The organism is Spongiibacter pelagi (genome assembly GCF_014705705.1).
Taxonomy (GTDB): domain Bacteria; phylum Pseudomonadota; class Gammaproteobacteria; order Pseudomonadales; family Spongiibacteraceae; genus Spongiibacter; species Spongiibacter pelagi.
Genome location: NZ_JACXLD010000003.1, coordinates 347,263 through 361,759 on the forward strand (window position 1 = coordinate 347,263; position 14,497 = coordinate 361,759).

8 protein-coding genes are annotated in these 14,497 nt (G+C 52.1%); 7 read left to right on the forward strand and 1 reads right to left on the reverse strand.

The window, feature by feature from the left end; translation table 11 throughout:
* Nucleotides 1-81 precede the first annotated feature (81 nt).
* The 6 genes from roxB (IB286_RS07785) to roxB (IB286_RS07810) all read left to right on the forward strand — a co-directional run bounded on the left by roxB (IB286_RS07785) (nt 82) and on the right by roxB (IB286_RS07810) (nt 11,982).
* Nucleotides 82-2,172, forward strand: coding sequence for a rubber dioxygenase RoxB (gene roxB / locus IB286_RS07785; protein WP_190764212.1), 2,091 nt, complete (start codon nt 82-84; stop codon nt 2,170-2,172).
* A gap of 118 nt (nt 2,173-2,290) precedes the next feature.
* Complete coding sequence (locus IB286_RS07790; RefSeq protein ID WP_190764213.1) at nt 2,291-4,717, forward strand: TonB-dependent receptor; 2,427 nt, start codon at nt 2,291-2,293, stop codon at nt 4,715-4,717.
* A 55-nt stretch (nt 4,718-4,772) separates the two neighbouring features.
* A complete protein-coding gene (locus tag IB286_RS07795; RefSeq protein ID WP_190764214.1) occupies nt 4,773-6,014 on the forward strand; it encodes a cytochrome P450 in 1,242 nt (413 codons plus the stop codon).
* Nucleotides 6,014-7,108, forward strand: coding sequence for an NAD(P)-dependent alcohol dehydrogenase (locus IB286_RS07800; protein WP_190764215.1), 1,095 nt, complete (start codon nt 6,014-6,016; stop codon nt 7,106-7,108). Before IB286_RS07795 ends, IB286_RS07800 begins: the two co-directional genes overlap by 1 nt.
* A 195-nt stretch (nt 7,109-7,303) precedes the next feature.
* Nucleotides 7,304-9,730, forward strand: a complete 2,427-nt coding sequence (locus IB286_RS07805) for a TonB-dependent receptor (protein WP_190764216.1) — start codon at nt 7,304-7,306, stop codon at nt 9,728-9,730.
* Nucleotides 9,731-9,951: 221 nt separating this feature from the next.
* Nucleotides 9,952-11,982, forward strand: coding sequence for a rubber dioxygenase RoxB (gene roxB, locus IB286_RS07810; RefSeq protein WP_190764217.1), 2,031 nt, complete (start codon nt 9,952-9,954; stop codon nt 11,980-11,982).
* 53 nt (nt 11,983-12,035) lie between these two features.
* Here the strand turns inward: roxB (IB286_RS07810) and IB286_RS07815 are convergent, their stop codons facing one another.
* Complete coding sequence (locus tag IB286_RS07815) at nt 12,036-13,049, reverse strand: AraC family transcriptional regulator (protein ID WP_190764218.1); 1,014 nt, start codon at nt 13,047-13,049, stop codon at nt 12,036-12,038.
* A gap of 186 nt (nt 13,050-13,235) precedes the next feature.
* Here IB286_RS07815 and IB286_RS07820 point away from each other — a divergent pair, with 186 nt between their 5' ends.
* Complete coding sequence (locus tag IB286_RS07820; protein ID WP_190764220.1) at nt 13,236-14,447, forward strand: acetyl-CoA C-acetyltransferase; 1,212 nt, start codon at nt 13,236-13,238, stop codon at nt 14,445-14,447.
* The last annotated feature ends 50 nt before the right edge of the window (nt 14,448-14,497 follow it).

Below are 14,497 nucleotides of genomic sequence, written 5' to 3' on the forward strand. Positions count from 1 at the left end.
AAATGCGGGATTGTACATGTGTACATTAATAGAGTTGAATAGGGCAGCTCGCTGCCGCAACAATAAAAACGGGTCGATAAAATGCGCCGTCTATTTCCTGCTTTAGTGTTTTCCTCCATTGCGCTACTCACCGCCTGCGGTGGTGGTTCCTCCGGTGGTGTCCCCGCGTCTAATACGGGAGGCAATAATCCCGGCGGCAACAATACCGGCAATGAGCCCGGTTCTACTCAAGAATTTGAATTGCTCGCCAGTCGTCGTGGTGGTCATTACTGGCACGACTTCTGTGCCGGCAAACCCGACTCTACCGTTGTCCCTGCTGATCCTCGTGAAATGGTGGTGCCCGGTGTTAATGCGGGTAAAGCAGTGTTAATGAATGCTTGGTGGCAGACCTGTCAGCAGGATAATCATCCCGGCACCTGTGGCGAGCTGCGCCGCCGCGATGCGGAAGGTTTAGCCTTGGTCGCCGCAGAAGGTCGGCCTGGTGCGGCCAGTATGTTTGCCGGTGATTACAGTACCTCTATGTTCAGTTTTGCTGCGGCAGATTACGCCGAAATGTGGGACTCGATCTGGAATCTGGACGAGCGTCCCGCGCAGTTTGATGAGCTGGTTGCCCAGCGCTGGGGTATGCCGCTTTCAGCCGTCAAAAACCCCTACCCACTGCCCGGCGAAGATCCCAATACCAGCAATGGGGGTTCTGGCCAATTGCCGATGGGGGTAACTCAACTGCGGGAGGCCGATGGCACATGGACCGGCCAGCTCAATGTGACCTGTAGTATTTGTCATGGTGGCGGGGTAGGTACCGCGCAAGATGGTGAAGGCTTGGGGCCAATGTACGGCACTAATTCCCTGTCTGATATTACGGTGATGTTTACCGATTTGGCGCGCCTTGCGCCCCAGCAAGCGGCCTTGGCGATCATTGCTCAGAATAAGGTGCGCGGCACCGGCAATATCACCAACTTCCAATTGTTCGGCACCTTAACGCTGGCTGATTTCCAAACGCTGCCCGGTTATCTCTCGGTTCAGGCCGAGCCATCAACCGGTACCGAAGATCCACCAGTGTGGTGGAACGTGGGTAGCCGTACGGCCAAGTTTTATGACGGCGCACAAAAAGTGGATGCCAAGCGCATTGAACTGTCCTTCCACTTTCCTGATTTTTTCAACGATCTCGAGGGTGCCAAGGCATGGGTATTGGCCAATCAACAAGATGGCGATGCCTGGATCAGTGGTTTGAAATCGCCTGAGTGGCCGGAAGGAAAATTGGGTGAGATTGATACCCAGCTTGCAGAGGCGGGCGCAGTATTATTCCACGCCAAAGATTTGTGGGCGGCCGGTTTGAATAACCCCAGTCCACGCCCCGAGGGTGGTAACGGTTCCTGCGCGAGTTGTCACGGTGCGTATTCACCTAAATATGCGAATGACTCGGCCTACCTCGACTCGCCTTTGCTGGAAGGTGTGGCGTCCTACATTACGCCCATCGACATTATTAATACTGACCGCGCACGCTTGAACGGTAACTCAGAACGAGTACAAGAGTATTCAAAAGAAAACTGGTTTGCCTATTCAGACGGCCCTTATAACGACGATGGCGTATCGCTGTGCGGTAACTGGGCTGATCCCTCGCTTCGGCAAGAGGTTGAGCTGGGTTATTTAGCGCCGCCGCTCTACGGTGTTTGGGCTACCGCGCCATACTTCCACAACGGTGCGGTACCGAATTTGGAAGCGGTGCTTGATCCAAGTCAGCGCCCAGAAATTTGGCGGCGCAATTCCGTTGCGGCCCCTGCCGGTTTGGAAGGGCAAGTGGTGATGGGCTTCGATTACAGTCTGGATACCGGTTTTGATGAACAGACGATTGGTTGGCGCTATGAGGAGTTGGCCTGTGAGGCGGGCACCTCATTGCCGATTCCACTGATTGGCGTCACGATTCCCTTGGTGGATTGCAATCCTGTCATGGATGATGGCGCAACATTACAAGACGGGCTTGCTCTGTTGTGGGGTAATGGTGGTCTGGCTTGGAACCTGCTCAATGTGCCGATTATGACCGATGCACAAATCGAAGAGCGCAAAATATATAACACTAATTATTACAGCCAAGGTAATAGTGGCCATGAGTTTACGGCGGTACTGACCGCCGCTGAGCGCCGGGCCATTATCGAGTACTTAAAAACACTGTAAACAGTTTGATAATTGCCGGCACAAACAGCGTTCCTATGGCGTGAATTTCCAATCGCTAATAGGCCACGCTGTTTATGCTTTCTGATAACAATTAAATAATGAAACTTGAGGAATTGGCATGACCAAAGGAATCCGAAAGGTACTGGGAGTGGTATTGATGGCTCAAGCGGGCTTGGTCTCTGCCGCCGCGCTTGAAGAAGTGGTGGTGACCGCGCAAAAGCGGACCCAGAGTGCGCAGGACGTTCCTATCGCCATCACTGCAATGTCATCGGAAGCCATGCGTGAAGCGGGCGTGTTTGATGTTGCCGACTTAACCGACGTAAACCCCAGCATCAGTTTTGATACCGGACAAAGCTCACAGAACTCAAGTTTGAAAATTCGCGGTATTGGTACCGTGGGTAACGGCCGTACTTTTGAAGGTGCGGTCGGGGTGTTTATCGACGGTGTTTACCGCTCGCGCTCCGGTATGGCCCTTCAAGATATGAACGATATCGGCGGCCTTGAATTATTGCGCGGCCCACAGGGGACGCTGTTCGGTAAAAACACCGTTGCCGGTGCGCTGTCTTTGAATAGCATGAAGCCCAGTATTGAAGATTACAGCAGCAGCATCGAATTGCTGATGGGTAACTACAATAAGCAATATTTGGCCTCGGCGGTAAACCTGCCGCTGGGCGATCGCAACGCCGTGCGCATGTCGGTGGTGAGCAACCGTCAAGACGGTTTCCTGCGCAGCCGTCAGCAGAACGATCGCACCTATAATCAAACTGACCGCATCAGTGCCAAGTTTCAGTGGTTGTGGGATGTAACTGATAATCTGGAATCTTGGCTGACACTGGATTACTCCAAATCCGATGCCGGCTGTTGCTGGGGTAGTGTGCAGGTAGTGAGCGGCCCGCTGACCGAAGATCTGAAATACTATGCCAATCTACGCGGTCTGGATTTCTACACCGCTGATTACGCGGAAGACCAACGCCTGACCAATAACAATGCCCGCTCACAAGAATTGCGCGAAGACATGGGGCTGGCGTGGAATGTTCAGTGGTCGCTGGAGAATGTCGATATTAAATCGGTTACCGGTGTGCGTCAGTTTAAAGACGAGCAAGTAAAAGGCGACGCGGACTTTGGTCCAGCCCATATTCTGACCCTGAGCGAGCCGAGCAAAATTGATTTCTGGTCACAGGAGTTGAACTTCAGCACCTCGATCGGCATTGTCGACATTGTTGCCGGTGTTTACTACTCGGAAGAAACCTACGAGAGCACCCGTATTTTTGAATCGGATACCGACTCCAATAATTACGCCAGCTTCCTGACCACCAAGGCGCTGACTGAAATGCTGGGCTTGGATGTGAATACCGCGCCAATTTGTCGCCCACCCGGACAAACTTTAGGTTGTACCGCATTGCTTAGCATGATTGGTGCACCGCTGGGTATTCAGTCTTTTGACCTCTTCCCCGCAACAGCGAACCAACGCATTCTGGAAGATGGTTACTACCAAGACGCCAGTTCAGCGGCGGTGTTTATTCACACCCAAACCTCTTTTGATAATGGTTTTACCTTGGTGGCCGGTGCGCGTTACAGCGAAGACCGCAAAGATGGCGGTTACGACCAAGTCTACTGGTATAACTCAGAGCTGGCGCAGTTGATTGTATCTACGGGTTTGATTGGCACGGCGCCAAGTGGCGACATAACCACGCCGCGTAACGCACTGGACTTGAACACCATCTATAACTCGCCCAGTTTTTATGACGAGTATTCCAGCAGTGTTGTTACCAGTACCGTTTCCGGTCAGTACGAATTTGCGGAAGACGTAATGGGTTATCTGACGTTCTCCAAAGGCTATAAAGCGGGTGCGGTTAACTTGTTTCAAGAAGCGGCTAACCTGCAAAACACCACCTACGATCCTGAATACGCCACTAGCTGGGAGCTGGGTTTGAAAACCCGTTACTGGGAAGGTCGTGCGCAAACCAATATCGCGGTGTTCGATACCCTTTACGAAAACCTGCAAATCAACTTCTTTAACGGGTTTAACTTCTTTACCCAGAACACCGGTGAAGCAACGTCTCGCGGTATTGAAATTGAAAACACCGTACAAGTGACTGACGCGCTGCGTACCGAGCTGAACATCACTTATATGCGCGCCGAGTTTGCTGACTTGGGCGATGCGCCTGATGCGGTTCGTCACTTGGATGGTCGTCAAACTCCACGTGCGCCAGATTTATCTGCGGTAGCCGTGGCAACTTACGAGCGTCCAATTACCCAATATATTGGCGGTTACGGTCGTATTTCAGCGTCGTATAGCGGTGAGCATTGGGCCAGCCCAGACACCCCAGATGAGCCTACCCAAGGTCCTTATACCTTGTGGGATGTGGGCATGGGGTTCCGCTATTTCGGCGAGCGTGAAATTGACGTGAGCCTGTTCTGTAAAAACTGTACTGACGTGACCTACCGCACTATCTACTTCGCGGCACCAGTGCAGAAAGGCTCCTATAACGCCTATATCAATGAGCCCCGCCAGTTGGGTATCAGCATCAAGGCGACAATGTAATCCCATTAATAAACGCGGGCCGGTCACGGCCCGCCGATCCCCACAAGGAATTCCAATGAGCAACCTGAGTTCAGCTATCCTCAGCGAAGCACTGGCTTACGCCAATCCTGTAGATATCAAAGGTAAATTGGCCGAGCTGCGCGAAACCGCGCCAGTAAGTCTGGTCGAGCCAGAAGGGATTCGCCCCTACTGGGCGGTAACCCGTTTGGAAGACATTCGCTATATCGAATCCAACCCTCAGTTGTTCTCAGCCGAGCCTCGCGCCATTTTGATTTTAGAAGCGCTAGAAAAAGAAAACCAAGAGCGTTTCGGCGAAATCATGGGCGTGAAAACGCTGGTGCATATGGATGGCCCGCGCCATATGGAGCTGCGTAAAATCACCCGCGATTGGTTTATGCCCGCCAATATCAGCAAGCTGCGCGGTCATGTTGAAGAACTGGCCGCCGGTTTTATTGAGCGTATGAAAGGCATGGACGGCAAGTGTGATTTCGCCACCGATATCGCTTTTTGGTATCCGCTGCGGGTCGTGCTGCAATTGATCGGTATTCCGGAAGAAGACGAAGCGAAAATCCTTGGCCTCACCCAAGCGCTGTTCGCGCCCGATGCTTTCGCGACCGAAGAAAAAGACGTGATGGCGGTGTTTTTCGAAACCATTACCGCAATGGGCGAATATTTCACCCTGCTGATTGAAGATCGCCGAGCCAATCCAAAAGATGATATTGCCAGTCTGTTGTCCAATGCGACTTTAGATGGCGAGTTGATCGATCACTTTACGTTGACGTCTTACTTTGTGTTGCTGTCTACCGCAGGGCACGATACTACGAGCGCAAGTTTGGCCGGTGGTATTCAGGCGCTGATTCAAAACCCCAAGCAAATGGAGCTCCTGCTGGCCAATCCGGAGCTGTATCCCCAAGCCGCAGATGAAATTATTCGCTGGGTTTCCCCGGTGAAACATTTTGCTCGCACTGTGTTGGAAGATACCGAGCTGGGCGGTGTGCCATTGAAGAAAGGCGATACTGTGGCCATGTTCTTCGAGTCGGCCAATCGCGATGAAACTGCCATTGAACGCGCCGGTGAATTTGATATCACGCGCAAGAGCACCAAACATATGGCCTTTGGTTATGGCCGCCACAATTGTCTGGGTATGCACCTTGCGCGTATGGAAGTGGAAACTTTCCTGCGCCTGTTATTGCCTCAGTTGGAGAGCTTGTCTTTAAATGGTGAGCCGAGCTATATCCCCAGCCACTTTGTCAGTGGTTTAAGCTCACTACCGATTACTTTTAAGTTCAAAGACTAATGATGAAAATTACTGCCGCTATTGCCCGCGAACCGGGTCAGGACTTCTCCATTGAAGCATGCGAGCTGGGTGAGCCCGGCCCCGGTGAAGTGCTGGTTAAAGTCGAGTCCTGTGGTATTTGCCACACTGATATTGCCGCGCGTAACCAAGATATGCCGGTGCCATTGCCTGCGGTGTTAGGGCATGAAGGCGTAGGCTGTATCGAGAAATTGGGTGAGGGTGTCAGTGATTATCAAGTTGGCGACCGGGTGTTGATGAGCTTTGGCTCCTGCGGTCAGTGCGGTAACTGCAATACCGGTGCGCCGGGTTACTGTGACAATGGCTTGGCCTATTTTGTGGGTATGCGTCTGGATGGCAGCTCGCCGGTTTCCCAGAATGGCAAACCCATGACTGGGCATTTCTTTGCGCAATCTTCTTTTGCCAATTACTGCGTGGCGTCTACCGTGAATTTGGTCAAGCTGGATGATTCCCTGCCTGCCGAACTGATGGCGCCGTTGGCCTGTGGTGTGCAAACCGGTATGGGCGCGGTGCTGCTGGCGATGAAAGCGCAGGCTAATAAAAGTCTGGTAGTGATTGGCTGTGGCACGGTTGGCTTAGCCGCGATCATTGCGGGCAAAATTGCCGGCTGTGATCCAATTATCGCTGTGGATTTGATGGAATCCCGTTTGGAACTGGCCAGCGAGCTGGGCGCAACGCATATCATTAATGGTGCTGAGGGGAATCTTACTGAGCAATTGCTGGCCTTGGGCGGCGCCAATTATGTGCTGGATACCACTGGCGTGCCTCAAGTTATCTCCTCGGCTATTGATGGCATGAAAAAACAGGGCCATATGGTGCTGGTTGGGGTGGGCAAACCGGAAACCAAACTGAACTTTGATATGAATATGTTCATGATGACCGGCAAGAAACTCGAAGGGGTTATCGAGGGCAATGCGGTGCCGGCCGAGTTTGTACCGCAAATGATCGAGTATTACCGCAACGGCCAGTTGCCACTGGAGAAGCTTGTTACTAGCTATCCCTTTACCGCTATCAATCAGGCGGTGGCGGATATGCACTCGGGTAAAGCGGTGAAAGCGGTATTGAAAATGGCCTGAGTGCAGCCAATTTCCCACCTAAACTGAGCTGAGAAATGCGTCTTCACCGGGCGCACTTTTCTGTGTGCTAAGGAACCAAGTCTGGCATCCATTGCCTATTATCTATTTCCCTTTGTCGTCATTATTCTCGGCTAGTATTACCCGTGGTTTGGAAATCAAACCGACCCTGCTTGCAGACAAAGGGAGCCCAAGATAATGAAGCAAGCCCGCAACCCCCTCGTGATCGGCATTGCTGCCGTTCTATCCTCACTGGCGGCGACACCGGTTATGGCACAGGATTCTGGTGCCCGTATGCTGGAAGAAGTCGTGGTTACCGCAACGCGTCGTGCCGAAAGCATGCAGGAAGTTCCTGTAGCGGTAACGGCGGCAACTGAAGAAGATATGGCCTTTGCGCAGGTAGACAGCGTAGGCAATATTCAGGCGATTTCACCCAGTATTAAATTTGACGTCACTAACAGTGCGGCAAACAGTGCGAACATCTTTATCCGCGGTATCGGTACCGTGGGTAATAACCGCAGCTTTGAAGGTGCGGTAGGGGTTTTCTTTGACGGTGTTTACCGTACTCGCGCCGGTCAGGCGATGCAGAACTGGTTGGATATCGAAAGCCTGCAGGTACTGCGCGGTCCACAGGGTACGCTGTTTGGTAAAAACACCTCTGCGGGTGCTTTGATTATCAATAGTAAAGCGCCAACCCCAGAAGCGGTTGAAGGCAGCTACGAAGTCACTGTGGGTAACTACGGCAAGGAAATGATTCGTGCGGCTTACAACCAGCCCGTTGGTGAAAGCAGCGCTATCCGTGTTGCCGGTCTGTATGGCAATAAAGAAGGCTTTATCAAAAACTCTGACGGCGGTGACTTTAACGACAGCCATCCTCGCGCCGCTAAATTCCAGTTTTTGACCGATGCGACCGACAATCTGACTCTGCGTATGATTATTGATTGGTCATCGGAAGATGCCAACTGCTGTTACGGTCAGGTGGATGATGTAGATGGCCCCATGCAGAGTTATATTGATGATCTGACCGTTGCGGCAGGTCACAATGTGCCCTCTAAAAACTTTGATGACTACGAGCAAGCGCTGAGCAATGACACTGACCAAAGTGTGAGCGATCAGGGTATTCAGTTCAATGTCGATTGGGCGCTGGACAACGGCATGGCGGTCACCTCGGTCACCTCTTACCGCGAGTGGAGCATTGAGCAGTACGGTATGGATGCTGACTTCTCTGGTGCCAATATCCTCGGCATTAACGAATCACTGGAAACCGAAGTGTTCTCTCAGGAATTCACCCTGTCTGGTGACTTCACTGATTTCGGCCCCTTCCAATACGCTGATTACGTAATGGGTATCTACTTCGCCGATGAAAAAATCAACGCTGACCACCAACTGGTATGGGGTAATCAGGCCACTGAATACTTGCTGGCTTATGCGCTAGCGGCTCAAGGTTTGCCGGTTCCTGCAAGCCTGTTGGTGGGTGATCTGGTCGGTGTGTTCTCTGGCTTGGGCGTGCCGGTCGGCGCGATTCCATTGGCGCAGGAAGGTCTGGTGTCAGACATTAATATGTCGGGTACGGGTCGCTCTTACGCAGCTTTTATGCACTGGAATTTCGACTTCACTGATACCTGGAGTGCCACCGCAGGTATTCGTTACTCTAAAGACGAAAAAACCGGTGCAATGAAGCGTCGCTTCTTCACTGCCAACCCGGTTGATCCATTCCGTCTGCTCGGTGCCCAGCCGGGCCCTGAGTACGATAACGACTACGATGACTCTGCGGTTAGCGGTCAGTTCGCACTGCGTTACCAGTTCAACGATGACACTATGGCCTACCTTTCTTACAGCCTGGGTTACAAGTCTGGTGGTGTGAACTTGGATAACCAAGCGGCAGGTAGCGTGGGTGATAACCCCGATGAAGCAACCTGTGCCGTGAATGGTGACTGTACGCCAAACGATCCTAACTACGATTCAGAATTCATCACCGGTTATGAGCTGGGTCTGAAAACCGAGTACTTTGAAGGTCGTGCGCGTAGCAACTTCGCCGCGTTCTACAATGAACTGGAAGACCTGCAAGTGGCTAACTTCGACGGTCTGGCTTTCAGTATTCTGAACTCTCCAGAAGCCACTGTTTACGGTCTGGAAATGGAAAACCAGTTTGTGCTGACTAACTCGCTGACTTTGGGTATGGATGTAACCTATTTGCCAGAAGCTAATTTTGGTGAGTCTGAAAAGCTAACTGCCGAAGCGTTGGGTACTCCTGCTTCACTGTCTGGTCGTCGCTTTGCGCAAGCACCAGAATTGGTGGGTAACCTGTCTCTGACTCTGGATCAGCCGCTGACCAGCGAGCTGACCCTGCGCGGCCGTATTGCTGCCTACTACTCCGGGGAGCAGTTCACTAACCCGGCGAACAATGAAATGCGCGATGCAATCACCGAGCTGGCCTTCACCATGGGTGTGATGCACGAATCTCTGGGCATGTCGCTAAACCTGTGGTGCCAGAACTGTACTGACGAGCGTTATGTCACTCAGCATTTCAACTCGCCACTGCAAAACGTGGGTAACGACTACGACCACAACGCTTACGTTTCAGCGCCACGCACCTATGGTGTGACTCTGCGCGGAAACTTCTAAGCTCGATTTACCTATAGTCCTAAAGACTATTTGCCCGGTTCTCCGCGAGGAGACCGGGCTTTTTTATGCCTGATTTTCTTGCCACTTATTTTATGTGTAAAAAGTCAGGCGGCGTAAAAACACAAATCGTGGCGCCTGAGTGCTAGAGGGTGATTGCGACAAACCGCATACTAAAGCCTGATTAAAAATCCCTCTGATTAAAATAACTTGGGAGTTCTAGCATGTCTCGCCTGTCTTCCTCTGCTGTGATTACAGCGGCGGCTTTCTCGCTATTTCTCACTGCTTGCGGCGGCAAAAGTTCAACTTCTACGCCTTTAACTAACACAGGAACTGAACCGCAAAATACCAGCGGCTTTCCGCTTTTGGCAGAACAGCGTGGCGGCAGTACGTGGTCAAATTTTTGTAAAGGCAAGGCAGACAATGCGGTGCTGCCGCGCGACCCGCGCACACTTGTTGTGCCCGGTGTAAACGAAGGTAAGGCGGTAGGCTTTAACGCCTATTGGCGCAGTTGCGATATTGCTGTTTCACACCCAACTACCTGCGGCGAGCTGCGTGAACAAGCCGAGCTGGGTGAGTTTGTTGCTTATGGGAATGGTGAAGTCGGTTCGCCGATTTCCTTCGCGGGCGGGCAAGAGGTGCCCAGTGGCGTTGCTGCGGAAGACTACAACAATATGTGGCAAGTCTGGGGCTTGGAAGAACGCCCCGATAATTTTGACGAGCTGGTGGCGCAGCGTCACGGCTCCCCGGAAACGCCGTGGCGCAATCCCTATCCGCTGCCCGGTGAAGATCCCAATACTAGCAATGGCGGCTCTGGGCAGTTGCCCTTGTTTTACACCCAAATCAGAGAACCCGATGGAACGTGGACCGGCGAAATAGGCACCAAGGTGTGTATTACCTGTCACGGTGGCCAAATTGATGCGCCGGGGCTGGGGCCAATTCTCGGTGGTGCTGGCAGTATTGGTGATTTCACGGTTTCCGGTTTCGACCTCAACCAAACCCAGGAAGGCGGTGGTACGGTAAACCCGATCTCGGCCATTACCATTTCGGAGAACCGGGGCACCGGTGCCATCGACTTTTTCCAGTTGGCGTTTGTGTTGTTTAGCGGTGGTGATCCTGAACTATTGCTCAACGATAAAATTCTGCTGAGTTCGGCGATCGGCAATATCAAAAGCCCGCCGTGGTGGAATTTGGCCTATCGCACCCAGAAGTTCCACGGTGCCATTTTGCCCACCGATGCCTCGCGTATTGATTTGGCGGCCTATTACGATTTGGCGGCCAGCTTGAGTGGTAATGATGCCGAAGCCTTGGCGTGGAATGACGAACATTCCGGGCCGTTTGAAGTATGGGCAGAAACTCAAGAGCCGCCAAAATATCCCGGTCAAATTAATACCCAGCTCGCTGAGGCGGGCGCGGTTTTATTCCACGCAAAAGATCTGTGGGCGGCGGGTTTAGATAACCCTGCGCCGCGCCCGGAGAAAGGCAATGGCTCCTGTGCTAGCTGCCACGGTGCTTATTCGCCACGTTATACCAATGATCCCAACTATCTTGATACACCGGAATTAGCCGGTATTGCCGCCTACACTTTGCCGATGGAAGTGGTGCGTACCGATCCGGTTTATGCTGAGGCGATGCAGAGCTTGCGTAATCCCGATGGCAGTTTCCCGGCCGCGACAGATGCCCAGCACTTCCTGTGGTGTGGTCACGGTAACTACGGTGAAACCGAAGATAACACTCCAATTTTATTAGCGCCGCCACTGTGGGGAACCTGGGCGTCGGCGCCGTATTTCCATAATGGTTCGGTGCCCAATATCTGGGGTGTGCTCGACCCTTCCAGTGAGCGTCCGAATATTTGGAAGCGGGTGTCTACGCCGGCGCGGCCCGATCAGGAAGGCTTGGTGGTGATGGGTTTTGATACCAGTTTTGCCCGCGCTTATGACCAGAGCAAACTTGGCTGGAAATACGAAGAATTGGCTTGTGGCGATACCGGCACACAGGCGTACCAAGATTGCGACCCAATGAATGAAGAGCAGCCTTCAACACTGCAATTATTACTGGGTGAGTTCTACAAGCTGATTGGTATTACCTGGAACCTGCCGCGTCCTACGGCGCTGAATATGGACAACCAGACTATCGAAAATCGGAAGGTGTTTAATACCCACCTTTATAGTCAGGGCAATCAGGGTCACGACTTTACGGCGGTGCTGACCGACACCGAGCGTCGCGCGATTATTGAATACCTGAAAACGCTGTAATCTGTTTGGTGTTTAAGTGCGGGATCGGTATTGCAACGGGACTAATGAAAACCTTACTGCAATACCGATTGCCGATAAGCGTGGGGGGTTGTTCCCGTCCAGCTTTTAAATGAGCGGATAAACGCACTCGGTTCAGAAAAACCTAGTTGGTAAGAAATGCTGGTGATGTCGGCATGGGCATCATTAAGCATGGAAATTGCCGTCTCTCGTAAAAACTCACTCTTCAATTGTCGGTAATCACAGCCTTCCAGTGCCAAACGGCGGCGCAGGGTTTGCGGTGTTAGCCCCAGTGAGTTGGCGATCTGATCGTAACTGGGCAGTGCCGGTAGTGCCCGCTTCAGGTATTTTCGAATCTGAGTGGTGTAACTGCTTTCCTGCTCCGGCACCTTCAAAAACTCATAAGGCATTCGCCGCAGGTAATCTTCCAGTTCGGCGGGGCCTCTCACCAAGGGCAAATTCAAATACTGGCGATCAAAAATCATTTCATGGTGCGATTGCTCAAAGCGGTATTCGCAGTGGAATAGGTAGTGATATTCCTCTCGGTGAGCGGGAGGCGCGTAACCTAAATTCACCCGCAGCAGCGGGAAAGGGGTGCCGGTAAGCCAACAGAAAATTCGGTGGCTGACCATAAGGTGGTGTTCATAAAGCCAGGTGTCGAGTTCGGCATTTTCTTCGGTGGGCTCCATGCGATAAAAGGCGTAGCGATCACGCAATTGAAAGCTCAGCCGAAAGCCGGTCTCAAACAGATTGTAAAATTCCACATTGCGCTCAACGGCTTGTAGCAGATTGTCAGCTTCGCGGCAGTAGCGCGCCATCGTCTCGGTAACGCCTTTGGTCACCGGGCGCTGGTAATAACCCAGTGAAAAATCCAAGGTTTTGAGACAAATTAATTCGTAAAGTTGGGCAAATTGCGCTGGTGAAACTCGCGTTCTCTCGGTTTCTAACGACGCTGGATTGATGTTTGCCTCTAGTAATAGTGACTGTTTGGCGCTTTCGCTCAAATTCGATTTGGCGATTAAGGCCTTAACAAAGCAGATCGAGATACTTCGGTTAGAAGGAATGCTCATAGTTTGGTCAATTTGTAAGAATAAGTGGGTTTAATGACGAATTGATTACTATTTGTGCAATGAATTTCTCCCTGTGAATTGTAATTAAATGTCTATCAGATGTCATTGAGTATCATTGTTCCTTGCGCTCTAAAGGCTCAGTCTTAGCATCACTTTTTTTCTGTCCACACCAAATAGGAAGATGCTATGAGCAATACCGCCTATATCTATGATGCAGTGCGTACCCCCCGCTCTCGGGGAAAGATGGGCGCCGGCGCCCTGAGTGAAGTTAAGCCAATCGATCTGTTGGCTGGTCTGCTGAACGGTCTGCGCGACCGCCACAGCCTCGACACCTCTCTGGTTGACGATGTAGTAATGGGTTGTGTTATGCCAGTTGGCGAGCAGGGCGGCTGTATGCCAAAGACAGCACTGGCCAAAGCGGGCTGGGACGAGTCTGTTCCTGCGTTTCAGTTGGATCGTTTCTGCGCCTCTGGTCTGGAAGCGGTAAACCTCGGCGCCATGAAAATTGCTTCTGGCTGGGAAGAGCTAGTTGTTTCCGGTGGTGTTGAGAGCATGTCTCGCGTGCCTATGGGCAGCAACGGTGGTGCTTGGGGTGAAGATCCACAAACCGCATTCGATACTGGCTTTATTCCTCAGGGCGTAAGTGCTGACCTGATCGCGGCGATTGAAGGTTTCAGCCGTACTCAGCTGGACGAATTTGCTGTGCGTTCACAAGAGCGCGCTGCGGCGGCTCGTGAAGCGGGCTTCTTCGACAAGTCTGTATTGCCAGTAAAAGACCTGAATGGTTTCACCATTCTGGCAAAAGACGACTTCATCAAGCCCGGCACGACTGTTGAGTCACTGTCTGCGCTGAAGCCATCTTTCCAAATGCACGGCAGCCTGGGTTTTGACGATGTTGCTATCAGCAAGTACCCACAGGTTTCTAAAATCGAGCACGTTCACCACGCGGGCAACTCTTCCGGTGTTGTAGACGGTGCCTCTGCTGTACTGATCGGTAGCAAAGCGGCGGGTGAGAAAATTGGTCTGAAACCACGTGCGCGCATTGTTGCCACGGCGGTAACCAGCACCGAATCTACCATCATGCTGACTGGCCCCGGCCCAGCGACGTTTAAAGCACTGCAAAAAGCGGGCATGACTATCGACGATATCGATCTGGTAGAAATCAACGAAGCGTTTGCTTCTGTTGCTCTGCGCTTCCAGAAAGACACTCAATTCCCTTGGGAAAAAATCAATGTGAACGGTGGCGCAATCGCCATGGGTCACCCACTGGGCGCAACCGGCGGCATGCTGATTGGTACCGTGCTGGATGAACTGGAGCGTCGCGATCTGAAAACCGGCCTGGTTACCCTGTGTGTGGGTGGCGGCATGGGTATCGCAACCATTATTGAGCGCGTGTAAGGCGATTTATTTCCCCTTACTCCCGTCCACTAAATTTGATGAATAGGTAA